This window comes from Bradyrhizobium sp. Y36 (assembly GCF_002531575.1).
Classification (GTDB): Bacteria; Pseudomonadota; Alphaproteobacteria; order Rhizobiales; family Xanthobacteraceae; genus Bradyrhizobium.
Map to the genome: position 1 here is coordinate 1 of NZ_NWTI01000022.1, position 25,818 is coordinate 25,818.

Consider the following 25,818-nt stretch of genomic DNA (forward strand, 5'->3'; position numbering starts at 1 on the left):
TCAACGCGCTCACGGCCCTCAACCAGCAGCTCGAAGCAGCCAGCAAGCGACTAAAGAACCCACATCCGCATAGTCTCGCCTGGGCCGCATGGATCCTCGGCCGCCTCGGTGGCTGGGATGGCTACCCTTCGTCCAAGCCGCCGGGCCCGATCACCTTCAAAAACGGCCTCGAATACTTCCGCGCCGTCGCAGCAGGATGGAGCCTCAGAGATACGTGCATGCCCTAGTGCGTTCGCAGGGACGACAGCGGTGGTTTACCGCAACACCCGGTCCAGCACCGGCAGCCCGGCAATCACCGCTATCGCAATCAGCGCATAGCAGATGCCGCGAAACACTTTTTCGCTGGCACGTCCGAACAGCGAGGCGCCGAAGGCGACGCCGAGCGCATAGACCGGCCCGACGATCAGCGAGAGCACGAGTGACTCGCGCGAGATCAGCCCCGTGGATGCGTAACTGATCATCGAGAACAGATCGGACGCGCCGAAGAACAGCACGATGTTGGCGCGCGCGACGATCGGCGCGATCGGGCGTCCCAGCCAGTAGCCGACGATCGGCGGGCCGCCGGTCTGCGCGAGGCCGCTGCAGAAGCCCGAGAGGCCACCAATACCGACCGAGAGCCAGGCATGGTCCTTGCCGCGATAGCGCCAGCCCGAGAGCAGCAGAAGCAGCAGCGCGGCGACGAAGCAGGAGATGATCCAGCGCGTGGTGACGGGCTCGAGCACGCTGAGGAAATAAGTGCCGACGGGGACGCCGACCAGCGCGCCCAGCACGATCACGGCGGTCGCCTTGCGGTCCGCCTTGCGCCAGGCGTCCGGCAGAAGCGGCGCCGCCGCGACGAAATCGATGACGAGCAGGAGCGCTGCGACCAGCCGCGGCGCTGCGATGCTGCTGGCCAGCGGCATGAAGATCAGCGCCGATCCGAAACCGGAGAAGCCGCGGGCGGTGCCCGAAACGAAGGCGACGGCGCAGAGCGCCATCGCAATGGTGAGGCTGACATCCTTCGGAAGGAAATCCGCGAAGGTCATCCGCGCAGGACGCCGCCGGTCTTCTTCGTGACCTCGGCGACGATCTTCGCCGCGACGGCTTCGATCTCCTGATCAGTCAAGGTCTTCTCGCGCGGCTGGAGCGTAACCGCGACCGCGATCGACTTCTTGCCGTCGTCGATGCCCTTGCCCTCGTAGACGTCGAAGACGTTCACGCCGGTAATCAGCTTCTTGTCGACACCCTGCGCGGCACGCACGATGTCGGCGGCCTTTACGCCGCGGTCGACGATGAAGGCGAAGTCGCGGGACACGGGCTGGAACGCCGACAGCTCGATCACGGGTTTTGCGCGGGTCGGCTTCTTCTTGGCCTCGGGGATACGGTCGAGGATCACCTCGAACACGACAAGCGGACCGTCGGCGCCGAGGGCTTCCAGCGCGCGCGGATGCACTTCGCCGAAAGTGCCGAGCACGTTTTGCGGTCCGATCTGGATCGTGCCGGAGCGGCCGGGATGCAGCCATTTCGGGCCGCCGGCGACGATCTGCAGGGCCTGCATCGGCGCGCCGCTTGCTGCCAGCACCGCCAGCGCATCGGCCTTGGCGTCGAACACATCGGCCTGCGCCGAGCCGGTCCAGTGCCGTCCGAGACCTTCGGACGACGCAAAGCCGCGGCGAACACCGCTTGCCGCCAGGAACTGGTCCTGCGGGCGATCGCCCTTGAAGATCTGACCGACCTCGAACAGCGCGACATCGCTCACGCCGCGATTGGCGTTGGCTTGAGCCGCCGCGATCAGGCCCGCGAGCAAGGTCGGGCGCATGTCGGAGAGGTCAGATGCGATCGGGTTGGCAACTTCGAGCTCGCGCTGGCCGCCTCCGAACAATTCGGCAGCAGTCTTGGTGATGAACGACCAGGTCACCGCCTCGATGCTGCCGCGGCTTGCCAGCGCGCGCCGGGCGCGGCGGGTGCGCAGCTGCAGCGGCGTCAGCACCGGCTTGCGTGCGTCCTCGCCACGCTCGAACGGCGTCATCGGCACCTTGTCGACGCCGAAGATGCGGACGATCTCCTCGACGATGTCGGCTTTGCCATGCACGTCCGAGCGCCACGAGGGCACCGCCACCTTCACGACCGGGCCCGGGCCCGCCATCATGAAGCCGAGATGCGCCAGGATGCGTTTCATCTCCGGCTGCGGCACCTCGATGCCGGAGAGGCGCTTGACCTCGGTCACAGGGAATTCGATCACGCGGTCGTCGCCGAAGGATTTGCCGACCACGACGGTCTCGGATGGCGTGCCGCCGCACATCTCCATCACGAGCTTCGTCGCGAGTTCGAGGCCGGGAACCATGAAGGCCGGATCGACGCCGCGCTCGAAGCGGTAGCGCGCGTCCGAGCTGATGCCGAGCTTGCGGCCGGTCTGGGCGATGTTGATCTCGTTCCACAGCGCCGATTCGATCAGAACGTCGGTTGTGGTCTCGTCGCAGCCCGAGGCCTCGCCGCCCATGATGCCGGCGAGCGATTCGACGCCGTGCTCGTCGGCGATGACGCAAACAGCGGGATCGAGATTGTAGGTGCGGCCGTCGAGCGCGAGCAGCGTCTCGCCGTCGCGCGCGCGGCGCACGACGAGATTGCCCTTCACCTTCTTGGCGTCGAACACGTGCAGCGGGCGCGCGCGGTCGTAGGTCATGAAGTTGGTGATGTCGACCAGCGCGTTGATCGGGCGCAGGCCGATCGCGGTCAGCCGCTTTTGCAGCCATTCCGGCGACGGTCCATTCTTCACGCCGCGCACGAGGCGAAGCGCGAAACCTGGACACAATTTGGCGTCTTCGACCGTGACGTTCACGGGACAAGGGAACTCGCCCTTGATCGGCTTGATGGTGGGGTCCTTGAACTTGCCCATGTCGGCGGCGGCGAGGTCGCGCGCAATGCCGTGCACGCCGGTGCAGTCCTGCCGGTTCGGCGTCAGATTGATCTCGACCACGGGATCGCCGAGGCCGGCCCATGCCGCGTAGGCTGCACCAACAGGCGCATCGGCGGGCAATTCCATGATGCCGTCATGGTCGTTGGAGATCTGCAGCTCGGCGGCCGAGCACAGCATGCCGCGGCTCTCGACGCCGCGGATCGTGCCGACGCCGAGCGTGATGTCCTTGCCGGGAATGTAGGTGCCGGGCGGCGAGAACACGCTGACGAGGCCCGCACGCGCATTCGGCGCACCGCACACGACCTGCACCGGCGCGCCACCGTCGCCGGTGTCGACCATGCAGACGCGCAGGCGATCCGCATTCGGATGCTGCTCGGCCGAGACCACCTTCGCAATGGTGAAGGGCTTCAGCGCCTTCGCCTTGTCCTCGATGTTCTCGACCTCGAGCCCGATCATGGTGAGCTTCTCGGCGAGCCTGTCGAGCGTCTCGTCGGTCTCGAGATGATCCTTCAGCCAGGAGAGGGTGAATTTCACGAGCTCAGCCCTCCGGCAAGCGTTGGCACTTCGAGCGGCTTGAAGCCGTAATGGGACAGCCAGCGGACGTCGCTGTCGAACAGCTGGCGGAGATCCGCGATGCCGTATTTCAACATGGCAATGCGGTCGATGCCCATGCCCCAGGCAAAGCCCTGGTACTCGTCGGGATCGATGCCGCAGGCGCGCAGCACGTTCGGATGCACCATGCCGCAGCCGAGAATCTCGAGCCAGTCCTCACCCTCGCCGAAGCGGATCTCGCCCTTGTCGCGGCGGCACTGGATGTCGACTTCCAGCGACGGCTCGGTGAACGGGAAGAACGACGGGCGGAAGCGCATGTTGATGTGGTCGACCTCGAAGAACGCCTTGCAGAACTCGTGCAGGATCCATTTGAGGTGGCCGAGATGCGAGGTCTTGTCGATGACGAGGCCTTCGACCTGGTGGAATTGCGGCGTGTGGGTTGCGTCCGAGTCGATACGGTAGGTGCGGCCCGGGCAGATCACGCGGATCGGCGGCTTCTGACTCAGCATGGTGCGCACCTGCACCGGCGAGGTGTGGGTTCGCAGCAGCATGCGCGAGCCGTCGTCCTTCGGATGGAAGAAGAACGTGTCGTGCATCTCGCGCGCCGGGTGACCTTCCGGGAAGTTCAGCTTGGTGAAGTTGTAGTCGTCGGTCTCGATGTCGGGGCCTTCGGCGACCGAGAATCCCATGTCGGCGAAGATCGTGGTCAGCTCGTCCCAGACCTGGCTCAGCGGATGGATGCGGCCGGCTTCGGTCGGCGCCTCGCGCAGCGGCAGCGTGACGTCGACGGTCTCGGACGCAAGCCGGGCATCGAGCGCGGCCGATTTCAGCACGTCGCGCTTTGCGGCGAGCGCCTCGGTGACCTTGTCCTTGGCCTGGTTGATCGCCGCGCCCTGCGTCTTGCGCTCGTCGGGCGACATCTTGCCGAGCGTGGCGAGCAGCGCGGAGATCGAGCCCTTCTTGCCGAGCGCTGCGACACGCACGGCTTCGAGCGCGGCTTCATCGCCGGCGGCGGCGATCTGGTCGAGGATGGATGTTTCGAGCGTTGCGAGGTCGGACACTGTCAAATCCTTGGCTCCAAATTCGGCTGGGTTGTCGCCGCCGGAAGGCGGTAACGTCAAGCGAAAAGCCGGTCATTCCGGGCCTGGAACGGCTGGGTTGAACCTCACGCGGGGGCTTGGGACCAACGACGGTACGAGGAGACTTTCGCGATGCTTTCCAGGTCCAGTCCTGCCGTTGCTCTTGCCGTTCTGGCGGTCGTCCTGCCGGTCGCAGGCACCCCTGCGCGCGCCATGGTGTGCATGGAGACGTCCATGACGCTGGATGAGGTCGTCGACACCATCAACAAGCAGAAGGGCTGCGACAGCGCGATGAAGGTGTTTCAGGATTGCCAGTTGACGGCGAGCGGGGACGTCCAGCTCGGCGCCGCCGTCGAAAAGAAGTGCGAGGCGGACTTCCTGCCCGGTCTCAACACGGCGCAGCAGCAGGCATACAAACGCGAGATGCGCGTCTGCGATCAGAAGTACCGGAACAAGTCCGGCACCATGTATCTCTCGTTTGCAGCTTTTTGCCGGGCGGAGGTCGCCCAGCGCTACTCGCAACGCGCGCTGAAGGCTGCGGGCCAGAGGGCCCGCTAGCGCGCGAGCCTCAGGCCGCAACAGGCGGCCTTGGCCGCCTTACGCCGCGAGAGCGGCCTTGGCCTTCTCGGCGATCGCCTGGAACGCCGCAGGCTCGCTGATCGCGAGATCCGACAGCACCTTGCGGTCCACGGTGATCCCCGACTTGGCCATGCCGTCGATGAACTTGCTGTAGGTCAGGCCGAACGGACGGACGGCCGCGTTGATGCGCTGGATCCAGAGCGCGCGGAACGTCCGCTTCTTACGCTTGCGGTCGCGGAAGGCGTATTGCTGGGCCTTCTCCACGGCCGGCTTCGCGGCGCGGATGGTGTTCTTGCGGCGGCCGTAGAAGCCCTTGGCGGCCTTGTAGACTTTCTTGTGCTTGGCGTGGGCGGTCACACCGCGTTTGACGCGTGCCATGACGAATATCCTTCAGAGATGACTTGTTTTCGGATCGCCGCGACAGACGCGGCGGAGCTGGCAATGATCTTGGACGATCGCTGGACGCGATCAGGCGTTCGGCAAGAAGTACTTCTTGACGTTGTCGCCGTCGGTCTTGAACAGCACCGCGGTGCCGCGCAGCTGACGGATCTGCTTCTTCGTCCGCTTGATCATGCCGTGACGCTTGCCGCGATGGGCGAACATCACTTTGCCGGTGGCAGTCACCTTGAAGCGCTTTTTGGCGCCCGATTTGGTCTTCAGCTTGGGCATTTGGCTCTCCTAATGGCCACAGAACTCCGCCCGCGAAGGCGGCTGGCCGTCAAAAATGCTCGTTAGAGCGTTGATTGTGCTCAGGTTTTTGCGAACAAGCGCAAAGCCCGCACGAAACACCGCCACGGCAGCCCTTAATCAGCCGGGCGATGAAGGCCGGGCTTATGACAGGAAACGGGCGAATTGGCAACGATGAACCGGTGGAACCTGGCCGCCGACTATTCGGAATTGCTACCTTCATGTCCAAGTTTGTCGCCTGGAGCAGGACCAAAATGGCTCATTTCCCCCAATCGCTTTCGTCTCTGACCGATTTTGCTCGCCCGCGCCATCTGGCGCTGCTCGCCGTGCTCGCCACGGCCGCGCTGCCATCGACGGCCGACGCCCGCGGCGCCGGCTATGACGGCATCTGGAACGTCACTTTCGCCACCACACGGGGCAATTGCAGTTCCGGCTACAGCGTTCCCTTCAGTGTCACCGGCAGCCGGGTCTCCTCCGCCGGCGGAGGCCGGGTTTCCGGCAGGGTCAATCGCGGCGGCGCCGTCGCCGTCCAGGTCTCGGTCGGCGCCTCCCATGCCAGCGGCGGCGGCCGGCTCGCCGGCGTGAACGGCGCCGGCTCCTGGAAGGGTGTCATTTCCGGCGACCAGTGCAGCGGCACCTGGCAGGCGACGCGGACGTAGTTCGCCGGGAAGGTGGTGCGCGCCTCCTCCGCCTGCAGGGGTGAGGCGGGAGGGGTGCAGTGCCTGCGGTTTGCGCCTCGCCCACAACAAAACGGCCCGCCGGAGATCCGGACGGGCCGTTGAATTCTTCAGTCCTAGACGGCAGCCGTCAGCGCGGCGCCAGCACCATGACGACCTGACGGCCCTCGAAGCGCGCGTCCTGCTCGACCTTGGCGAGCTCGGCCACGTCAGTCTTGATCTTGTCCAGCAGCTTGGTGCCGATCTCCTGGTGCGCCATTTCGCGGCCGCGATAGCGCAGCGTGATCTTGACCTTGTCGCCTTCCTCGAAGAACCGCTGCATTGCGCGCATCTTCACGTCGTAATCGTGGTCGTCGATCATCGGGCGGAGCTTGATCTCCTTGATCTCGACGATCTTCTGCCGCTTGCGGGCTTCGGCAGCTTTTTTCTGGGCGGAATACTTATACTTCCCGTAGTCCATGATCTTGCAGACGGGAGGGCTGGTATTCGGCGAAATCTCGACCAGATCCATGCCGGCTTCCTGGGCCATGCGGATGGCAACGACGGTCTCGACCGTGCCTTTGTTGTCACCGGTCTGATCGATCAGCTGGATCTGCGCATTGCGAATATCATCATTGATGCGCGGCCCGTCTTTGCTGGCAACGGGCGGGGCTTTATTGGGACGGCGAATGGGTGGTTCTCCAAGGTTGTGAAAGAAGCGGCTATCTTGAAGGAAGATGCGGTTGCCGGCAAGCAAGTCGCTCGTGCGGCAAGCGAAAAACCGTCAAATGCGAGGCATTTTAGTCACGCCGGGGCACGCTGATCGACATAGACACCTTGCTTCTGTTCCGCAAGCGTCCCAAAGGGCCAATGCCACACGTCCGGCCGCGTCGCTGGAGGCGCCCCTGACAGCTCAAACTGCAAAACCAGAGTAAACGTTCCATGACCGATGCAATTGCCGATGCCGTGCTCGACTTCATCGAATTGGGCGAGGGCCCGGCCGCACGCAGGATCGCGGTGCGCCACCGTGCCGGGAAGGGTCCGGGGCCCGGCCTGGTCTGGCTGGGCGGATTCAAGTCGGACATGCAGGGCGGCAAGGCGGTGGCGCTGGATGGCTGGGCCCGCGATCACGGCCGCGCAATGGTCCGGTTCGACTATTCCGGCCACGGCGAATCCAGCGGTGATTTCGCCGACGGAACCATTGGCAGCTGGCTCGAGGATAGTGTCGCGGTATTCGAACGCTTTTGCGACGGTCCGCAGGTCCTGATCGGCTCATCCATGGGCGGCTGGATGGCGCTGCTGCTCGCGCGCGAGATCAAGAAGCGGTCCAGCAAGGGATCACTGGCTGGCCTCGTGCTGATCGCGCCGGCACCCGACTTCACCGAAGAGCTGATGTGGAAGAAGTTTCCGCCCGCGGTGCAGAAGGAAATCGAGAGCAAAGGCTTCTGGCTGCGGCCGTCGGACTACGGCGACGGTTCGCCCTATCCGATCACGCGGAACCTGATCGAGGAGGGGCGCAATCACCTCGTGCTCGGCAGCGCCATCGATCTCGGCTGTCCCGTCCGCATCCTGCAGGGTGCGCAGGACCCTGACGTGCCCTGGCAGCACGCCTTCGCGCTGACGCATCGCCTGCCGGCCGACGACGTCGTGCTGACCATGATCCAGGACGGCGACCACCGCCTCTCCCGCCCGCAGGACATCGCGCGCATTCTTGCCGCGGTGGCGGAGATCGGGTGAAGTGGTCCTACTCGCTGTCATTGCCCGCGAAGGCGGGCAATCCAGTATTCCAGAGACGGCAGCAATCGAACCGAGAAGCCGCGGCGTACTGGATGCCCCGCCTTCGCGGGGCATGACGAACACCTGGAGACACGCCAATGACCATCACCGCCATGCTGCGCGCGTTCTGCGATGCGGTCGAGCAGCGCAACGGCCGTGCGTTTGCCGAGCTGTTCACCGAGGACGGCGTCTATCACGACGTCTTCTACGGCGCCTTCGCAGGCCGTGCGAAGATCGCCGAGATGATCGACGACTGGTTCTATCGCACGGCGACCGACTTCCGCTGGGACATGCATGATCCCGTGTCTGACGGCACCACGCTCTATGCGCGCTACACCTTCAGCTACAAATCGACCCTACGGGAAGCGAACGGGGCGCGGGCGATGTTCGAGGGTGTGGCGATCATGACGCTGCGTGACGGCAGGATCGTGAGCTATCGCGAGGTCGCCAACACCGCGCCGGCATTCGTCGATCTGAAGTTCGCGCCGGAGCGGATCGCGAAGATCGTCGCCAAGCAGGGCGCGGAATTGAAGGCGCGGCCGGAGATGCAGCGGCATCTGGCGTAGGCACGGCTCTCCGTCATTCCGGCCTCACGCTTCGCGTGTCCCGGAATGACAATTACGGCGGCGGCACCTTCGTCATCGGCTTGCGCTGCGCCAGTGCGGCAACCGTTGCGGTGCCGATCGGGCCCGCCTCGTCATAGAGCCAGCACTCACCGATCGCGACGCCCTCGGTCGCCTGATGGTTGACCACGTCGAAGCCGATCCACTTCGTCACCGGCAGGCGGTGCAGATAGATCGTCACGTCGCTGTTGATGTAGCCGAGGCCCTTGTCGCCGGCATTCGCAAACGGGCTGGCGAAATCGGCGCCGACGGCGACATGGACGAACGGCGTCATCGCAACGCCGGCGACGAGCTCGCGCACCTCGCTCATCCACAGCCGTCGCGGTCCAAGCGAGCCCATGTGGCCGACGATCGGCCGCGTCGTCCATTTGCCGTTCATGCCGAGCCTGGGATCGGTCGGCTTTGGAATATCGGCCGGCTTCGGCACGTCCCAGTTCGGCGGCGACCAGACATTGCCATCGGGATTCTGCGTTTTGCGCAGCAATTGGCACGAGGCGCGCGCCATGCTGACGCCGCCGGAGACGAACTCCGCTTCCACCACGCGAATGCGCAGACCGTCACGCACCAGGCGCGTCGTCACCTCGATCGGCTTGTCGATGGTCGGCAGCCGAAACATGTCGACGGTGAGCCGCGCCGGCACGAATTCGGGGCCGGAATGGCGCTCCTCGATGGCAAAGCCGAGCAGACCGACGACGACGCGTCCGTGCAGCGATTTCGGATCCCATGGGCCGTTGGCGACTTCCGTCGGATGGAATGTCTCGCCGTCGCGGGTGAAGAAAGGCATGTCTGTTGTCATGCGCGCGACTTTGCGGGAAGCGGCGTGGAAATCAAGTGCGGTGAGACGCGTGCACCGTGACCACAACGATGGTGTCATCGCCCGACTTGATCGGGCGATCCAGTACTCCGAGACGTCAGTGATTGAACCGAGAGGCCGCGGCGTACTGGATTCCCCGCCTCCGCGGGGAATGACACTAAGGGCTAGGAAGCGTGTCCCCACTCCTCACGCACACCGTCGTCGTGCTCGTTCGCAACGGCGTTTGCGCGAAGCGCGCCAAACTCCTCTCGCGCCATCAACTGCCCCAGCGCCCATACCGCAGCCCCGCGCACCAGCGGACTCGCGTCGTCGAGCAATCGCCGCGCCTCCGCCGCCAGCCCAACGTCACCCGAGTTACCGATCGCAATCAGCACGTTGCGCAAGAAGCGGTCGCGGCCGATCCGCTTCACCGGGGATTTCGTGAACAGCGCACGGAATGCCCCATCGTCGAGCCGCGCCAGCTCCGCAAGGCCGGGCGCACGCAATTCGTCGCGCGCCGCGAGCTTCGCTTCACGCCCCTCCTGCGCGAACTTGTTCCAGGGGCAGGCGGCGAGGCAATCGTCGCAGCCATAGATGCGGTTGCCGATGGCTTTGCGGAATTCGCGCGGGATCGGTCCCTTGTTCTCGATGGTGAGATACGAGATGCAGCGCCGCGCATCGAGCTTGTAGGGCGCGGGGAAGGCCGATGTCGGGCAGATGTCGAGGCAGGCCCGGCACGAGCCGCAATGGTCGATCTCCGCGTCCTCACGCGGCAGTTCCAGCGTGGTGTAGATCGCGCCGAGAAACAGCCATGAGCCGAACTCGCGCGAGACGAGATTGGTGTGCTTGCCCTGCCAGCCGAGACCCGCGTTCTGCGCCAGTGGCTTCTCCATCACCGCCGCGGTGTCGACGAATACTTTCACGTCCGACGGCGCGGTCGCGACCAGCCAGCGCGCCAGCGCCTTCAGCCGCTTCTTGATCAGGTCGTGATAATCGTCGCCCTGCGCATAGACCGAGATCGCCGCGCGCGTGCGCTGATCGAGAATTGCGAGTGGATCGGAGTCGGGGCCGTAATTGACGCCGAGCATGATCACGCTGCGCACGTCGGCCCACAGTCCGCGCGGATCGACACGACGCTCGGGCTGGTTCGCGAGCCAGTCCATGTCGCCATGGCCGCCGGAGGCGATGAACTCGAGGAAGTGCTTTCCGGCCGCCTCGATCGTGCCGGGTGCGGTGACGCCGATGCAGTCGAAGCCGAGCGCACGCGCCTCGCGTTCGAGCTGCGCTTTCAGTTCCGCCGGATCGGAGCTCAGAAATCCAGGTCCACGTAGGTCCGCGACGCCGGCACGCCGGCCAGCCATTCGCTGAGCAGCGGACGGAACGACGGGCGGGATTTCACCCGCGCGTACCACGCCTTTGCCGCGTCGTCCTCGCTCCATGGCACGTCGCCCAGATAGTCGATCGCCGAGAGATGCGCCGCGGCGGCGAGATCCGCGTAAGTGAGCCGGTCGCCGGCGAGGAAGTTACGCGTTTGCGCCAGCCAGCCGATATAGGCCAGATGATAGCGCACATTGGCCTTGGCCGCGCGCATCACGTCGGCCGAAGGCGGGCCGCCGCCATTCTCCTCGCTCATGAAGCGCTTGTAGATGCGCTCGGTGACGAGGGGGTGCGAGACCTCCTCGAAGAATTTCTCGTTGAACCAGGCCATCAGCCGGCGCACCTCGACGCGCTCGGCGACCGTCTCCGGCATCAGGCGCTTGGGTCCCATCTCGGCGCCATAGGCCTCGTCGACATATTCGGCGATGATCGCTGCGCCCGGGATCGGCGGCTGCTCGTCGTCCAGCAACACCGGCGTCGTGCCGGCTGCGTTGAGCAGCAGGAATGCCTCGCGCCGTTCCCAGCTGCGCTCTTCGACCAGCTTGAGGTCGAGCCCGTATTCGCCCGCGATCAGGCGGATGAATCGCGAATGCGGACAGAACGGATGATGAAACAGCGTAAACATGAAGCCTTTGACTATTTGATGGTGCTTAAGAATCCATCAATGTTTGTGCGGCGCCACACTAGCCCTTCAAAACCGCGAAGCAAGGGCGTGATTTCGCATTTTGCGATTGCGGCATGGGGGCGAATAGGCGAGAAGAGCCCCGCTTTTCCAGCCGAAATGGACCGTAAATATGTCAGACGCAATACGGGCAGTGATCCTCGGCATCATCGAGGGTGTGACCGAGTTCCTTCCCGTATCCTCGACCGGCCATTTGCTGCTCGCGGAGCGTTTCTTCCACCTCGGCGAAGGCGCTTTCTGGGATTCGTTTACGGTTCTGATCCAGCTGGGCGCGATCCTCGCGATCGTCGGGCTTTACTTCAAGAAGCTCTGGGATGTCGTGATCGGCTTCTTCACGGGCGACACCTATTCGCGCCGCTTCGTGGTCGGCGTGCTGGTCGCGTTCCTGCCCGCGGTTGTCGTCGGTCTCGTCGCCGGCAAGTACATCAAGAGCGTGCTGTTCAATCCCTGGGTCGTCTGCTTCACGCTGATCGTCGGCGGCGCCATCCTGCTCTGGGTCGACAAGCTCGATCTCAAGCCGCGCGAGCACGATGCCACCAAATTCCCGCTGCTGATGTATCTCTATATCGGCATCGCGCAGTGCGTCGCCATGATCCCCGGCGTGTCGCGGTCCGGCGCCAGCATCGTCGCGGCCATGTTCCTCGGTGCCGACAAGCGCGCGGCGGCGGAGTTCTCGTTCTTCCTCGCCATCCCCACCATGATCGGTGCGTTCGCCTACGATTTCTACAAGAACCGCTCCGAGATGACGATGGACCACATGGGCATCGTCGCGATCGGCTTCGTGGTGTCGTTCATCACCGCCATCATCGTCGTCAAGACGTTCCTGGAATACGTCACCCGGCACGGCTTCGTGGTTTTCGCCTGGTGGCGCGTCATCGTCGGCACGCTCGGCCTGATCGCGCTGGCGCTGGGGCGGTAGGCGCAGAGCTTCGTAGCCCGGATTACGCTGCGCTCCATCCGGGCTACGCAGGTGTACGCCGTTAACTTCTCCAAAACTCGCGACATGCCTCAACGTAAAATAAGCTTTTGATCGTTAGGCAGTTTCCGAGGCTGGGCGGCGCACGCCCGGCACAGGAGCCGAAGCCATGACCCTCGTCAGCGGCTGGGGACGATTCCCGGTCGTCGATAGCGACGTGCTGCGCCCGCGCTCTTTCGCGGCGGTCGGCGAGGCTGTCTCGGCCGGCACCGTCGCGCGCGGCAGCGGCCGCGCCTATGGCGATGCCGGGATCGGCGCCGTCAGGACCATCGCGATGACCGGCTTCGACCGGGTCCGGTCGTTCGATCCCGCCACCGGCCGCATCCACCTCGAGGCCGGCGTTCTCCTGTCCGATCTGATCGACACGTTCGGCCCGCGCGGCTTCCTGCCTTTCGTCGTGCCCGGCACGCGCTTCGTCTCGATCGGCGGCGCCATCGCGGCCGACGTCCACGGCAAAAACCACCATTGCGAAGGCGGCTTCGGCCGCTACGTCGACAGCCTCTTGCTGCGCACCGGGCAGGGCGATGTGATCGAGGCCTCGCGCGAGCAGAATGCCGATGCCTTCTTTGCGACCGTCGGCGGCATGGGCCTGACCGGCATCATCCTCGAAGCGACGATACGGCTGCGCCGGATCGAGACCGGGTGGATCCGCGAGCGCGTGATCTCCGCGTCCGATCTCGACGCCGCCATGCGCGCGCTCGAGGCGAGCAATGAAGCGACCTATTCGGTGGCCTGGATCGACTGCGTGGCACGAGGGCGCGATCTCGGCCGTTCGCTGATCTATCTCGGCGAGCACGCGGGCAGGGACGAACTGACGGAGGGCGCCGCCGCGTTTCCAGTCGGCAGAAGTTCCGGTCTCAGCGTGCCGATCGACCTGCCTTCGATGGCGCTGAACCGCACCAGCGTCCGCGCCTTCAACGAGCTCTACTACCGCATGGGCGCGCGACGCGCCGGCGGTAGCCATGTGGTCTCGCTCTATCCGTATTTCTTTCCGCTCGACAGCATCGGCGACTGGAATCGCATCTACGGAAAGCGCGGCTTCCTGCAGCATCAATGCGTGATCCCGCAAGCGCAGGCACGCGCCGTGCTCGGCGAGATCCTCGATCGCGTGGCGCGGCGCGGCGATGCCTCCTTCCTCGCCGTGCTCAAGAAGCTCGGTCAGGGCGACGGCATCCTGTCGTTTCCGCTGCCCGGCTACACGCTGGCGCTGGACTTCCCTGTCAAGGGCGACATCCTGAATTTCCTCGACGAGATCGATCGTCTGGTCGTCGACGCCGGCGGGCGGCTGTATCTCGCCAAGGACGCGCGCCAGTCACGTGCGACGTTCGAGGCCGGCTACCCCGCCCTGTCGCGCTTCAAGGCGATCCGCAAATCGCTCGATCCGGGCGGGGTCATCCGCTCGAAACTTTCACAGCGTCTGTTTGATGAGGTCTAGGCCGTGACGTCACGCAAGTCGGTTCTGGTGCTCGGTGGTTCCTCCGATATCGGCCGCGCCGCCGCACGCGCCTTTGCCAAGGCGGGTTACGATGTCGGGCTCGCAGGCCGCGACGTCGCCGCGCTCGAGCCGGACGCCGCCGATCTGCGCGCGCGTTACGATGTCGAGGTCGGCCTCCACCAGTTCGATGTGCTCGACACCGCCGCGTTCGACGGCTTCGTCGCCGGCCTTCCCGCGCTGCCTGATGTCGTCATCTCGATCGTCGGCCTGCTCGGCCTGCAGCAAAATGCCGAGAGCGATCTCGTCCACGCCACCGCGATCATGCGCTCGAACTACGAAGGGCCCGCGCTGATCCTCGGCCTGTTCGCGGAGAAGTTTCTGGCGCGCGGCAGCGGCACGCTGGTCGGCGTGTCCTCCGTTGCCGGCGAGCGCGGCCGCGCCTCCAACTACGTTTACGGCTCGGCGAAGGCCGGCTTCTCCGCCTTCCTGTCGGGCCTGCGCGCCCGCGCCAGCCGCGGCGGCGTGCATGTGGTCACCGTCAAGCCGGGCTTCGTCCGCACCAAGATGACCGAAGGCATGAAGCTGATCGGCCCGCTCACCGTCGAAGCACCGGTGGTCGGCGACGCCATCCTTGCCGCTGTCGAGAACAAGACCGACGTCGTCTATGTCAGCGGCAAATGGCGCCTCGTGATGCTGATCATCAAGGCGCTGCCGGAAGCGGTGTTCAAGAAGCTGAAGTTTTGAGGCTGCCGGGGCAGCAGTTTACTCCCTCGCCCTGCTTGCGGGGCGAGGTGAAGAAGAATCTCACACGCCCATGCGCTGGAACTGACCGGCCGCGCGAAAGCGCCAGAGATATTGCGGGGCGATCGCTTCCAGCGAGTCGGCTGAGATGCCGAGCCCTTCCAGCGTCAGGCCGGCCGCCTTGGCCGTATCAGACACGACATTGTCGCGCTCGAGCAGCGTGACCTGGTCCGGCGTCAGCTTGAATGCGCCCGGCGCGAATTGCAGGAAGGCGGCCTTGAAGCGGGCGAGGCCGAACGGCAGCGGTACCAGCATCCGCTCGCGGTCGGTGATCTCGAGGATGGCCTCGATGATCTCGCGCATGGTCAGCACTTCCGGCCCGCCGAGCTCATAGGTCGCGCCCGCCTTGGCCTTGCCGTCGACGGCGTCCGCGATCGCGGTGGCGACGTCGCCGACATAGACCGGCTGCATCTTGGTCGCGCCGCCGATCAGCGGCAGCACCGGCGACATCCGGGCCAGCGCGGCAAAGCGGTTGGTGAACTGGTCCTCGGGGCCGAACACCACCGAGGGGCGGAAAATGGTGGCGGAGGGCACCGCGGCCAAGACCGCGGCTTCGCCCGCCGCCTTGGCCCTGGCATAGCGGGAGGGCGATTCGGCATCGGCGCCGATCGCCGAGACATGCACCAGGCGCGCCCCGGCCGCGGCGGCGGCCTTGGCGATCGTCTCGGCCCCCTTGGCCTGGACAGCGTCGAACGTCTGCTCGCCGCCCTCGGCGAGGATGCCGACTAGATTGATCGCGACATGCGAATCACGCAGCGCCGCCTCGACCGAGGCCGGATAGCGCAGATTCGCCTGCACGGTATGGACCTGCCCGACCCGGCCGAGCGGCTGGAGGAATCCGGCCAGTTCCGGCCGCCGGACCGCGACCCGGACCCGGTAATCGCGCTTGCACAGGGCGCGGACCACGCTGCGGCCCAAAAAGCCCGACCCGCCGAAAACCGTGACGAGAGTTTCCAGATTCGATGCCATGGCGGTCCAGTCCTGCGGAAAAGGGTGCGTCTTGTCAGGCTTGTATCGGGCCGGTTTGCGATGCGCAATCGGCATCCCGAACCGGGCCTCAAGCATGAATTGACAACGGCGTCACCGAACCGTAGTAACCGCCTCCGTGCCCCAAACGGCATGCCCAGGTGGTGGAATTGGTAGACGCGCTGGCTTCAGGTGCCAGTGGCTTAACGGCCGTGAAGGTTCGAGTCCTTTCCTGGGCACCATCGCTCTGCGATGTAGTTGATTTCGCTGAAGTCCCTGATAACCAAGGGTGATCGACCGTCTCAACGGGTACACAGAGACGGTAGACATGCTTCTGCGAATGGCCTCTCCTATCCGCCGCGACGGCTCCTCGTTCATTACCTGCGAAAGCGCGTTCCCGCCGACCTGACCGACAGGGCGACACTGATAGAGTGGGAAAGGCGCACTTAGAGTTGGTGCCTATGCGGCCCAAGTCCGCAGCGCCGCTTCGGCTCCCGCCGGGTCATCCTTGATGCGGTAGACCGTCTGTCGGCTGAGCCCTGTCGCTGCAGCGATCTGCCCGACGCCCGCCGACTGCTCCAGCATGTTCCGGACCACTGCGAGCTGATCCTTGTCGAAGGTCGGCTTCCGCCCTCGATACTTCACCTCGCCCGCCGTCGCCTTCGCGAGGGCGATGCCACACGCTGCGCTTCCTAACGGACGCGCTTTCGATGTCCCATGGTTTGTCCGCACGGGCATGCCCTAAAGGGACACGATCGCCCCAGTTCCTTGAGGAGGAACCGCTGATTGCCAGTTGTCACTGTCTTTCCAATCACTTAGGGGAGGTGCGGCTGATGGGGGTATTCACGTGAAAAGTGTAATGGCGCTGGCGTGCGTCGCGGTGATTTGCAGCGGCTGCGTGGGAAACGAGGACAGCGGGGTGCGGGCGGCCCGCATGGAGCAGCAGGATGATGCCTCCTGCCGCCAACTCTCCGCTGGAAAGGGTGCTCAGGCGTACCAGCAATGCCGTGAAAATCTGATGAGCTACCGACACAGGCACTGATCGAGGACCAGCAGAGGCGCGCCAGGCTGCATGCGGCCGCTGACGGGCTAGCAGCAGCTGGGCGAGCGATGCAGAGCATCGATAATCCCCCACAGCAGGTGAACATGAATGTCACGTGCGTCGGATGTCGTTAGCCCAGCAGACGGGAAAGCCTCGGTGAGACCGATACCAACCATACTTCTGGTGCTTGCTCTGTGCGCGGTGGGCTATGCCTTCTTTGGGCCCAGCTCGGGGTTCTCCGATGCTGACATCGAGCAGATCAAAGCTGAGATCAAGAAGCACTACGAGACCAACGATGCCCTCGACGTAGAAGTCACCGAGGTGGCTCTGGTCCGCGAGAGCAAGCGAAAACTGGTCGGCTATGCGAAGATCAAGTTCAAGAAGATCGGCATTATCCCGGCGCTGACGAAAGCTTGCTCGGCAACCATGTCTGAGGGCAGTGATCGGCAGTACATCTACCAATGCGAATGAGCCGGGTCCGGCTCTGCTCGTGCAAGACCCCCCAAGGGGGGAAGCCCAGCTTCGCCCGATCCTTTCCGGGGCAACATTTTTTCTGGATACCAAGTAATTCCAGATAGATGAGCCCTATCAAATTGTTGCGGCGGTCCGCCTAGACCGGCATCTCGAAGGAGAATGTCGTTTCGCTCGGCGTCGACGCCGCACTCAATTTGCCGCCATGGGCCTGGGCGATCTGCGATGCGATGTAGAGACCGAGGCCGAGGCCCTGCTGGCTCGGCCGGTCGCCGCGCGTGTATGGCTTGAAGAGATTCGCCAGCGCCTTTTCGGATATCGGCGGCCCTTCGTTGGAGACCGTCAGATCGAACGTTCCGTCCAAGGTCTTCGCGGCGACCTGGATCGGCCTTCCCTGGTCACCATACGCGACCGCGTTCCCGAGCAGGTTCGAGAACAGCTGCCCCATCTTGCCGCGATCGCAGTCGATGGGCTCGACGATCCGGATCGATGAATTGATCCTCACGTTTGGCCAGGCTGTCCTGAACTCGGCGATGATCTGCTCCAGCACCGGCGTCAACGGCTGCTTCGCGTCCCGCTTGATCGTCAGGCCTCCACCGAGGCGGCCTCGCGCGAAGTCCATGACGTTCTCGACGATGCCGGCCATGCGATGAACGGCGTTCTGGACGCCGAGCGCGATTTCGGGTGCGCGCCCGGTATCGAGATTCTTCAGCAGGATGCGCATTCCCGCATCGACGGCGGCCAGCGGGTTGCGCAGATCGTGTCCCAAGACGCCGATGAACTGTTCGCGAAGCTCGGCTGTCTTGCGTTCGTCGACAAGGTCGGCCTGGCTGGCGTGAAGATCGGTCTGGCTTCGCTCCAGACGCTGATTGAGTTCGAGCTGCGCGGCGATCAGCTCCGCCAGCAGCTGAAACGTGGTGAGTATTTCAGGCTTGCGAAGTTGCCGGGGCGTCGGGTCGATGGCGCACAGCGTTCCCCAGACAGACCCGTCGATCAGGATGATGGGAGCGGAGATGTAGCTGCGAAATCCATATATCGCCGGGGTCGGGTGATCGCGAAAGGCGCCGTCGGTCTGCACGTCGTCGATGACGACCGTGTTGCCGTGCTGCCGGATCTCGTTGCAGATGGTGGTCTCGACACGCAGCTCTCCGCCCGGCTCAAGGCCGAAGGCAATGCTGTCCCGAACGGCGCAGCAAACCCATTGATCCGACGTCACGCGAGCGATGGCAACGAAGCCCATGCCAGTGATGCGTGCCGCCAGATCCAGGATTTTGGGAACTGCCCCAATCTGCTGGACGGCATCCACGTCAGCCTTGATGTCAATTGCCATGGTCAACCCTGAGCCCTGTTCCGACCAACACTGATCGTCGCAAGATGTTCGGCGGAACGAAGCGGCTATTCAAAACTTGTGCTCGGTTATGCTGGAGCATATGTGTCCAATCTCAGTAAGCATAGGGACGTGATTCTGATCGTCGAAGACGACTTCCTCATCCGCATGAACGCAACTGACATGGTGCGGCAGATGGGCTTAGACGTCCTGGAAGCTGCTGACGCGGACGAGGCCGTCAAGCTCCTGGAGTCCGTGCCTGAAATCACCGTCGTCTTCACCGATATTCAGATGCCGGGATCGATGGACGGTCTTCGGCTTGCCGAGGTGATCAGACACCGGTGGCCACCCGTGCTGCTTCTGATTACGTCCGGGCAGCTCAGCCCAGCCGCCGATGACATCCCGCCCGGAGCGCGGTTCATCGCCAAGCCGTATTTCTCTGCCCAGCTTCACGATCAGCTTGAAATGCTGGCCGGTGGGCGTGCGTAGCGGCGGTGTCTCCGTCGCGCCGAACCGGACGCTCGCGCTTCACACCACGCTCTTTCCCGCCCGGTTCGCCACCTCTTTCTGCACGAAATACATCGCGACCAGCGTGACGAGCGTCGTCGTGACCACGACGTAGCCGATCCGCTCGAAATGGAGCAGCGAACCGTCCGGTCCCTGCGCGACGATCGCGGCCGCCAGCACCGAGCCGAGCCCGCCGGAGAGCTGCTGCAGCGAGGCGCTGACCGCGCTGAACGAGCCGCGCTGGCTGGGGTCGGGGATCGCCGATATCAGCGCCTGCGACGGGATCATGCGCGAGAAGATGCCGACGAACATCAGCACGTTGACGGTGATCGCGGTCGCCAGCGTGACGTGGCCGAGATGGGTGTAGATCAGCACCATGATCACGGTCATCACGCAGCCGAACACGAAGGTCGGGTATTTGCCGAAGGCGTCGCTGGCCCGGCCGACCAGGGGCCCCGTGACGATGCTGAACAGGCCGGAGACGAGATAGATCGTCGGCAGATGCGCCATGTCGATGCCGAGATTGTTCACGGTGAAGGCGCTGGAGAACGGCATCAGCATGTATCCGCCCGTCGCCAGCAGCGTCGTGACGGCGAACGCCAGGGTGTAGCGCGGCTGTGCGACGGTCGCGATCAGATGGTGGAACGGGTTTCCGTCCTGCTTCAGCTTCAGATGCGCGTCGACCGGCTCCATGGCGAAGGCGATGACGGCGATCGCGACGATCGACACGATGACGATGGCGATGAAGCAGACGTGCCAGCTCCAGTGATTGGCGAGAAACAGGCCTGCGGGAATGCCGAGCACCTGGCTTGCGGCGAACGAGGTCTGGATGAATCCCATCACGCGGCCGCGCATGGTGAGCGGGAACAGATCGGTGATGATGGCGAGCACGATCGAGCCGATCACGCCGCCAAACAACCCGGTCACGATCCGGCCCATCAGCAGCACGTGATAGTTCGGCGCGACCGCGCAGAGCATGGTGCCGAGCGTGAAGCCGACATAGAAGAACAGCAGGAGCCGCTTGCGGTCGAAGCGGTCGGCAAAGCCGGCGGCGAGGATGCCCGACAGTCCGGCGCTGAACGCATAGGCCGACACCGCGACGCCGAATTGCGTCGCCGTGATGTTGAGCGCGGGCATCAGGATGGCGCCGAGCGGCGACATGATGATGAAATCGAGGATGATCGTGAACTGCGTGAACGCGAGCAGCGCGATGAGGAGCATCTGGTAGCGCGAGAAGCCGCGCTGGCTTTCCCTTGGATCGTCGATCGGCGCGGCGAGCGTCTGTTCGGTCATGATCACCTGATTCACGGTGAGGGGAGAGAAACTGGCAGATAGGGTGGGCCCGCATGAATTCCACGGGGCGCGCGCGGTTGGCTCGGCCGAATCGGGCAGTTCGGGCGCCGCTGTGGGTTCCATGCAACATCCGGGCCCTCCGCCGACGGTCCCCTCCTCGTGAAAAGGAGTGCGCTGACTGAGAAGCCGGCATCGGGCGGGCCCCCATGAATATGGGAGGACGATAGGCCGAGCAGGTTTTCGTGCATCGTGCGTCTTCCCAAAACCACGGGCCGCATGCTTTGAGAGTTGCCAAACGTCAATCGCGTTTGGCGGCGGCTTGGGGCTGGAAGTGACCGTCTTCATTCTTCCTCGTCTTGCCGGTTGCGGGTTTGGAAGATGGGGATGGGGACCTAACATGACGATTTCACCGCGGGCGCCAGTCAGCGCTTTTCTGGCAACAGCGCTCATGGCCGTGATCGCGGCCTGCGCCGGCGTGCCGCAAGCCCGGGCCCAGTTCATCTGCGTGGATGGGGCCGCGTCCGAGCAAGGCGCCAGTGCGGCCGGCTCAGCGGGCAATTTTGCCTGTGGGCCCTCCGCCTCCGCTCCGGGTGCGGGCAGCAACAACTCCGCGATCGGGAGCGGCGCTTACGCTGACGGAAATGCCAGCAGCAATATTGCCGTCGGTTCCGCCAACGCCAGCGGCCACAGCAGCTCCAATATGGCGACCGGAAACAATGCCAACGCCAGCGGCAACAACAGCTTCAACAGCGCGACCGGAGCGGGAGCCATCGCCAGCGGTGACACCAGCAAAAACATCGCGTCCGGTAACAACGCGCAAGCCAGCGGCGACAACAGCAACAATATCGCGACCGGCGCCGGAGCCAACGCCAGTGGCAACAACAGCGGCAATCTTGCGTCCGGGCTGACTGCCCTCGCCAACGGAGATAACAGCAGGAACGTTGCGACAGGGCGCAGTTCCAATGCCTCCGGCAACAACAGCAGAAATGTTGCGAACGGGTTTCTCGCCAGGGCTTACGGCGACAACAGCTTCAACACCGCGACGGGGACCAACGCCAACGCCTACGGCAACGGCAGCGCTAACATCGCGGCCGGCCCAAACTCCAACGCGACCGGCGACAACAGCTTCAATATCGCGACCGGCGTGAATACCAACGCGAGCGGGTCCGGAAGCAACAACGTCGCCACCGGCAACGCCGCCAACGCATTTGGCGCCAACAGCTCCAACGCGGCGGCCGGCTATCTGGCGAATGCCAGCGGCGCCAATTCGGCGAATATCGCGAACGGCACGCAATCCAATGCCAGTGGGACCGGCAGCTTCAACATTGCAGTCGGCACCGGCGCCAATGCGAGCGGAAACGGTGTCGCGAACACCGCGATGGGCAACGGCGCCAACGCCACCGGCGCGAATTCCTCGGCCTTCGGCAATGGCGCTTCGGCAACCTTCGCGAACGCCACCGCGATCGGCAATGGCGCTACCGCGACGCGCGCGAACCAGCAGGTGTTCGGCACCGCGAGCAATACCTACACGATGTCAGGCGTCGCCTCGGCCGCGAGCACGGCCGCGCAGTCCGGACCGGTGCAGCTCGTCACCACGGATGCCGCCGGCAATCTCGCGGCGACCTCGCTCAGCGCCCTCGGGTTTGCGAGCCCCGCGGATATCGCAGGCATCAACAGCCAGCTCGCCGGCATCAATGCCCGCCTCAACGAGATCGACGGCAGGACCGGCAAGGCCATCAACGGTGTCGCGATGGCCTTTGCGATGTCCGGCTCGCCCTGGCTGATGCCGTCCGAGAAGATCGCGATGAGCATGAACTGGGGCACCTTCCAGAACACCAATGCGCTGTCCATGAGCGCGGCGCTACGCGTCAGCGAGAATGTGCAGGCCAGCGGTGGCCTGACCTACGGCACCAATGGCGGCGGATTAGGGGGCCGCGTCGGGATGCGCGTCGGCTGGTGATGGCGGGCTTTGGCATTGCGATGCACATGATCGCGCGCGCCGCGATGGCGCTGCCGATGCGCGGGAGCGACCGCACCTGAGCCCAACAGAAGACGCAAGCGCCGGCCGCGGTCCCCGCGCAGCCATCGCTGCCCGTCTCGCTGGAGCAGGCGCTGGATTTGATCCGCTCGACACTGCTCACGCTCAACGATGCCAACCGTGAGAGCGGGGAGGGATCCCTTCTATCGCCTTGATAAAATAGAGTTCTTTCTAGATCCAGCGAGCATGGCCACCGCGGCTTTCGCGGCTCTCCGCGCGATTAAGCCGCCCTTAGCGAATGCCCCCTAGGCTCGCGGCCGTCCATGTCCCTGCTCCCCGGCCGGATGCCGGTCATTTGCGGCAAGTAAGAGCGTTTTCGGATGGAGCGGCCTGCCCGGCACTACGATTCTGGCGCAACGACCCCGTCGGCGGCTCCGGTGGCGGCGCGGACGCTTCTCGTCGATCTCGAAGGCGGCCTGCTGCGATCCGAGCTGCTGATGGAGGCGCTGTTCTCCAGCCCCGGCCGGATGCTGGCGCGCTTTGGCGCGGGCGGACGAGCGGGCATGGCGGCGCTCACCGACATCCTGGCGAAGGCTGAGCTCGACTACGCCCATCTGCCCTACGATTCCGAGGTGCTGAACCAGGCGCTGGCGGCGCGGGCGCGGGGCGAGAAAATCTATCTCGTCGCCGGCCGCTTCGCGCATCATGCCGCGGGCATCGCCGCGCATCTCGGCTTCGACGGCGTGGTTGCGCCGGCCGATCTGGCCGCGGGCGAGCTTCCCTTCGATCGCGCCTCCATCGCGCACGTCAGTGCGCGCGCGAGCGGCCGTGCAAGCCTGAGGACCTGGGCGAAGGCGCTGCGCGTCTATCAATACGCCAAGAACACGCTGGTGTTCGTGCCTGTGATCACCGCGCATCAGCTGAACTTTGCCTCGCTCGGCTCCGCGCTGCTGGCGTTCCTGGCGTTCTCGGCCTGTGCGTCGGGCGCCTATCTGATGAACGATCTGCTGGATCTCGCCGCCGACCGGCAGCATCCGACCAAGCGTCATCGCGCGCTCGCGGCCGGCGACTTGCCGATCTCCTCGGCGCTGTCGGCGATCCCCGCGCTATGGCTGTTCGCGGTCGCAGCCTCGCTACTCATCTCGCCGCTGTTCCTCGCCGTGCTCGGCGCCTATCTGGCCACCACGATCGCCTATTCGCTCGTGCTCAAGCGCAAGATGCTGGTCGACATCGTCACGCTCGCCGGCCTCTACACGCTGCGCATCGTCGCCGGCGCGGTCGGCGTCGGCGTGGTGCTGTCGGAATGGCTGCTGATCTTCTCGCTGTTCGTGTTCACCTCACTGGCGCTGATCAAGCGCTTCAGCGAGCTCAGCATGCGCGAGAGCGCTGGCCTTTCGGATCCCTCCAACCGCGATTACAGGATCACCGACCTGCACGTCATCGGCGCGATGGCGGCGGCGAGCGCGATGAACGCGGTGACCGTGTTCTCGCTCTACGTCTCCTCGACCGCGGTGATGCCGCTGTACAGCCGGCCCTGGATGCTGTGGCTGCTCACCCCGCTGCTGCTGTACTGGTTCGGCCGCGCCCTGATGATGGCGCATCGCCGCGAGATGCCCGACGATCCGATTCTCTACGCCTTCCGCGACGGCCCGAGCCGCATCACGGTCGCGGCGATGATCTGCATCATGCTGGCGGCGATCTGACCGAACCCGTGCTTGCGCGGCCCGCCGGCAATGGCTACATCGCGGGCAATCCGAATTGGCTATTGTACCGACGTCACCGAATTCGACCCGAGGTTTTGAAGCGCCATGACCGTACGCCTGCACCGCGGCGACCTGCCCGACCTGTCCCGCTACACCGGAGCGGTTGCAATCGACACCGAGACCATGGGGCTGAACCCGCACCGCGACCGGCTCTGCGTGGTGCAGCTCTCGCCCGGCGACGGCAGCGCCGACGTGGTGCAGATTCCCAAGGGCCACACCGACGCGCCGAATCTGAAGGCGCTGCTGGCCAATCCCGCCATCACAAAAATCTTCCACTTCGCGCGGTTCGACGTCGCGGTGCTCTACCAGACCTTCGGCGTCATGACCGGGCCGATCTATTGCACCAAGATTGCCTCCCGCCTGACCCGCACCTACACCGACCGCCACGGCCTGAAGGACCTCGTGCGCGAGGTGCTCAATGTCGACCTGTCCAAGCAGCAGCAATCCAGCGACTGGGGTTCCGACAGCCTGACCGAGCCGCAGCTCGCCTATGCCGCATCCGACGTGCTGCATCTGCATGCCTTGCGCGAACGGTTGGATGCCATGCTGGTCCGGGAGGGCCGCACCGCGCTCGCAAAGGCCTGTTTCGACTTCCTGCCGACCCGTGCCCTGCTCGACCTCCAGGGCTGGGAGGAAGAGGACATTTTCGCGCATTCCTGAGCGCTGACCTGCCGGTTAGACTTTGGCTGCGCCCCGTTTCGGACACTTTCGTGCGGCCTGTCGAAGCTCGATATGCCCAAGCCTGATATGCCAAGGCTGCAAATCGGGGCCGTGACGGGTACAATGGATTGCCCCTCGACCCGGCCCGGCGAGCGACACCTCAGGAGCTCAGGTGAATTCGGCCCACTATCCCACCTACGACGCCGCGCTCGCGGCGAAGTTTGCCAGCGCGGCGCGCCACAGCCGCCTGGTGCGGATTCTCAGGGTCTCGGTTCCGGCGACGGTGGTCGTGGCCATGGCCGTGATCATCTACATCGCCTTCTTCAACAAATTCAGGATGCCGGAGCTGCCGCTCACCGTCGAGAACATGGTGGTGTCGGGCACCAAGATCACGATGGAATCGCCGCATCTGTCCGGCTTCACCCCCGACCAGCGGCCCTACGAGCTCTGGGCCAAGACTGCGACGCAGGACATCACTGATCCCGATCACGTCGATCTCAACGACCTGCGCGCGAAAGTGCTGATGGAGGATCAGTCGACCCTGTTCCTCGATGCCCGCACCGGGCGCTTCGACAACAAGCAGCAGCAGCTCGATCTGCACAAGGACATCTTCCTGCGCACCTCCACCGGCTACGAGGCGCGGCTCAACTCCGCCTTCGTCGACATGAACAAGGGCACGGTGTCCTCGGACGAACGTGTCGACGTCAAGCTGACCAACGGCACGTTGACCGCGGATCGCCTGCGCATCACCGAAGGCGGCAACGTCATCCGTTTCGAAGGCAATGTGGTGATGCATCTCGATAAGCTGGACGAGCCGGCCGCACAGCCTGCGCCGGTCGAGCCTGCGCCGCCGGCGAAGACGCGTACGCCTCAGAACAGGTCTGTTAATTCAAAGTGAT

General features: G+C 64.7%; 26 protein-coding genes, 1 tRNA gene and 1 pseudogene. 15 read left to right on the forward strand and 13 right to left on the reverse strand.

The window, feature by feature from the left end; translation table 11 throughout:
• Positions 1–227: pseudogene (locus CO669_RS36270) on the forward strand (IS4 family transposase); the annotation flags it as partial.
• 27 nt (positions 228–254) lie between these two features.
• On the opposite strand, the gene CO669_RS28665 reads toward CO669_RS36270, so the two are convergent.
• Genes CO669_RS28665 through pheS form a run of 3 tightly spaced genes read right to left on the reverse strand, consistent with a single transcriptional unit; the run spans position 255 to position 4,509 of the window.
• Positions 255–1,025, reverse strand: coding sequence for a sulfite exporter TauE/SafE family protein (locus tag CO669_RS28665; protein ID WP_097663294.1), 771 nt, complete (start codon positions 1,023–1,025; stop codon positions 255–257).
• Positions 1,022–3,430, reverse strand: a complete 2,409-nt coding sequence (gene pheT, locus CO669_RS28670; protein WP_097663295.1) for a phenylalanine--tRNA ligase subunit beta — start codon at positions 3,428–3,430, stop codon at positions 1,022–1,024. Before pheT ends, CO669_RS28665 begins: the two co-directional genes overlap by 4 nt.
• Entirely contained in the window at positions 3,427–4,509 is a 1,083-nt protein-coding gene (gene pheS / locus CO669_RS28675) for a phenylalanine--tRNA ligase subunit alpha (protein ID WP_097663296.1), read from the reverse strand. Before pheS ends, pheT begins: the two co-directional genes overlap by 4 nt.
• Positions 4,510–4,659: 150 nt before the next feature.
• Here pheS and CO669_RS28680 point away from each other — a divergent pair, with 150 nt between their 5' ends.
• On the forward strand, positions 4,660–5,085 hold the full coding sequence (locus CO669_RS28680; RefSeq protein ID WP_097663297.1) for a hypothetical protein: 426 nt from the start codon (positions 4,660–4,662) through the stop codon (positions 5,083–5,085).
• Between the two features lie 39 nt (positions 5,086–5,124).
• Here CO669_RS28680 and rplT read toward each other — a convergent pair whose 3' ends face one another.
• Together rplT and rpmI are read right to left on the reverse strand one after the other, a co-directional pair.
• Positions 5,125–5,484 (reverse strand): 50S ribosomal protein L20, encoded by a 360-nt coding sequence (gene rplT, locus CO669_RS28685; RefSeq protein ID WP_097663298.1) that lies wholly within the window; start codon positions 5,482–5,484, stop codon positions 5,125–5,127.
• Between the two features lie 90 nt (positions 5,485–5,574).
• A complete protein-coding gene (gene rpmI / locus CO669_RS28690) occupies positions 5,575–5,775 on the reverse strand; it encodes a 50S ribosomal protein L35 (protein WP_008143958.1) in 201 nt (66 codons plus the stop codon).
• Between the two features lie 272 nt (positions 5,776–6,047).
• Between rpmI and CO669_RS28695 the strand changes: the two genes are divergently transcribed.
• Positions 6,048–6,452 (forward strand): hypothetical protein, encoded by a 405-nt coding sequence (locus CO669_RS28695; protein WP_097663418.1) that lies wholly within the window; start codon positions 6,048–6,050, stop codon positions 6,450–6,452.
• A 148-nt stretch (positions 6,453–6,600) separates the two neighbouring features.
• Here the strand turns inward: CO669_RS28695 and infC are convergent, their stop codons facing one another.
• Positions 6,601–7,140 carry a translation initiation factor IF-3 gene (gene infC / locus CO669_RS28700; protein WP_082884999.1) on the reverse strand — a complete coding sequence of 180 codons (540 nt, stop codon included), beginning with the start codon at positions 7,138–7,140 and terminating at the stop codon, positions 6,601–6,603.
• Positions 7,141–7,391: 251 nt separating this feature from the next.
• On the opposite strand from infC, the gene CO669_RS28705 reads away from it, so the two are divergent.
• On the forward strand, positions 7,392–8,186 hold the full coding sequence (locus tag CO669_RS28705) for an alpha/beta hydrolase (protein ID WP_097663299.1): 795 nt from the start codon (positions 7,392–7,394) through the stop codon (positions 8,184–8,186).
• Positions 8,187–8,323: 137 nt separating this feature from the next.
• The gene (locus CO669_RS28710; protein ID WP_097663300.1) at positions 8,324–8,791 is read left to right on the forward strand and encodes a nuclear transport factor 2 family protein; all 468 of its coding nucleotides are present in this window, start codon (positions 8,324–8,326) and stop codon (positions 8,789–8,791) included.
• 52 nt (positions 8,792–8,843) lie between these two features.
• Here the strand turns inward: CO669_RS28710 and CO669_RS28715 are convergent, their stop codons facing one another.
• The 3 genes from CO669_RS28715 to CO669_RS28725 all read right to left on the reverse strand — a co-directional run bounded on the left by CO669_RS28715 (position 8,844) and on the right by CO669_RS28725 (position 11,643).
• Complete coding sequence (locus CO669_RS28715; RefSeq protein ID WP_198964313.1) at positions 8,844–9,632, reverse strand: acyl-CoA thioesterase domain-containing protein; 789 nt, start codon at positions 9,630–9,632, stop codon at positions 8,844–8,846.
• A 194-nt stretch (positions 9,633–9,826) separates the two neighbouring features.
• Positions 9,827–11,002, reverse strand: coding sequence for a tRNA epoxyqueuosine(34) reductase QueG (gene queG, locus CO669_RS28720; RefSeq protein ID WP_097663302.1), 1,176 nt, complete (start codon positions 11,000–11,002; stop codon positions 9,827–9,829).
• The gene (locus CO669_RS28725; protein ID WP_097663303.1) at positions 10,951–11,643 is read right to left on the reverse strand and encodes a glutathione S-transferase family protein; all 693 of its coding nucleotides are present in this window, start codon (positions 11,641–11,643) and stop codon (positions 10,951–10,953) included. The genes queG and CO669_RS28725 overlap by 52 nt, the downstream gene beginning before the upstream one ends.
• A 169-nt stretch (positions 11,644–11,812) precedes the next feature.
• On the opposite strand from CO669_RS28725, the gene CO669_RS28730 reads away from it, so the two are divergent.
• The 3 genes from CO669_RS28730 to CO669_RS28740 all read left to right on the forward strand — a co-directional run bounded on the left by CO669_RS28730 (position 11,813) and on the right by CO669_RS28740 (position 14,855).
• A complete protein-coding gene (locus tag CO669_RS28730; protein WP_097663304.1) occupies positions 11,813–12,619 on the forward strand; it encodes an undecaprenyl-diphosphate phosphatase in 807 nt (268 codons plus the stop codon).
• A 166-nt stretch (positions 12,620–12,785) separates the two neighbouring features.
• The gene (locus CO669_RS28735) at positions 12,786–14,111 is read left to right on the forward strand and encodes an FAD-binding oxidoreductase (RefSeq protein ID WP_097663305.1); all 1,326 of its coding nucleotides are present in this window, start codon (positions 12,786–12,788) and stop codon (positions 14,109–14,111) included.
• A 3-nt stretch (positions 14,112–14,114) separates the two neighbouring features.
• Positions 14,115–14,855 carry an SDR family oxidoreductase gene (locus CO669_RS28740; protein WP_097663306.1) on the forward strand — a complete coding sequence of 247 codons (741 nt, stop codon included), beginning with the start codon at positions 14,115–14,117 and terminating at the stop codon, positions 14,853–14,855.
• Between the two features lie 60 nt (positions 14,856–14,915).
• Here the strand turns inward: CO669_RS28740 and CO669_RS28745 are convergent, their stop codons facing one another.
• Entirely contained in the window at positions 14,916–15,881 is a 966-nt protein-coding gene (locus CO669_RS28745; RefSeq protein ID WP_097663419.1) for a complex I NDUFA9 subunit family protein, read from the reverse strand.
• Between the two features lie 152 nt (positions 15,882–16,033).
• Between CO669_RS28745 and CO669_RS28750 the strand changes: the two genes are divergently transcribed.
• Positions 16,034–16,120 (forward strand) — tRNA-Leu (locus tag CO669_RS28750).
• A 217-nt stretch (positions 16,121–16,337) separates the two neighbouring features.
• Here the strand turns inward: CO669_RS28750 and CO669_RS28755 are convergent.
• Positions 16,338–16,523 (reverse strand): helix-turn-helix domain-containing protein, encoded by a 186-nt coding sequence (locus tag CO669_RS28755; RefSeq protein ID WP_349627024.1) that lies wholly within the window; start codon positions 16,521–16,523, stop codon positions 16,338–16,340.
• 505 nt (positions 16,524–17,028) lie between these two features.
• Between CO669_RS28755 and CO669_RS28765 the strand changes: the two genes are divergently transcribed.
• Complete coding sequence (locus tag CO669_RS28765; RefSeq protein WP_143278756.1) at positions 17,029–17,391, forward strand: hypothetical protein; 363 nt, start codon at positions 17,029–17,031, stop codon at positions 17,389–17,391.
• Between the two features lie 139 nt (positions 17,392–17,530).
• Here CO669_RS28765 and CO669_RS28770 read toward each other — a convergent pair whose 3' ends face one another.
• Positions 17,531–18,697, reverse strand: coding sequence for a GAF domain-containing sensor histidine kinase (locus tag CO669_RS28770; protein WP_349627025.1), 1,167 nt, complete (start codon positions 18,695–18,697; stop codon positions 17,531–17,533).
• 153 nt (positions 18,698–18,850) lie between these two features.
• On the opposite strand from CO669_RS28770, the gene CO669_RS28775 reads away from it, so the two are divergent.
• Positions 18,851–19,207: a response regulator gene (locus tag CO669_RS28775; RefSeq protein ID WP_283806827.1), complete on the forward strand. Its 357-nt coding sequence runs from the start codon at positions 18,851–18,853 to the stop codon at positions 19,205–19,207.
• 39 nt (positions 19,208–19,246) lie between these two features.
• On the opposite strand, the gene CO669_RS28780 is transcribed toward CO669_RS28775, so the two are convergent.
• Entirely contained in the window at positions 19,247–20,518 is a 1,272-nt protein-coding gene (locus CO669_RS28780; RefSeq protein ID WP_097663420.1) for an MFS transporter, read from the reverse strand.
• A 700-nt stretch (positions 20,519–21,218) separates the two neighbouring features.
• On the opposite strand from CO669_RS28780, the gene CO669_RS28785 reads away from it, so the two are divergent.
• From CO669_RS28785 to lptC, 4 genes are all read left to right on the forward strand, one after another.
• Entirely contained in the window at positions 21,219–22,478 is a 1,260-nt protein-coding gene (locus tag CO669_RS28785; protein ID WP_245444553.1) for a hypothetical protein, read from the forward strand.
• A gap of 398 nt (positions 22,479–22,876) precedes the next feature.
• Positions 22,877–24,199 (forward strand): UbiA family prenyltransferase, encoded by a 1,323-nt coding sequence (locus tag CO669_RS28795; protein ID WP_097663312.1) that lies wholly within the window; start codon positions 22,877–22,879, stop codon positions 24,197–24,199.
• Positions 24,200–24,304: 105 nt separating this feature from the next.
• Positions 24,305–24,919 carry a ribonuclease D gene (locus CO669_RS28800; RefSeq protein ID WP_097663313.1) on the forward strand — a complete coding sequence of 205 codons (615 nt, stop codon included), beginning with the start codon at positions 24,305–24,307 and terminating at the stop codon, positions 24,917–24,919.
• 172 nt (positions 24,920–25,091) lie between these two features.
• Positions 25,092–25,817: an LPS export ABC transporter periplasmic protein LptC gene (gene lptC, locus CO669_RS28805; protein ID WP_097663314.1), complete on the forward strand. Its 726-nt coding sequence runs from the start codon at positions 25,092–25,094 to the stop codon at positions 25,815–25,817.
• The last annotated feature ends 1 nt before the right edge of the window (position 25,818 follow it).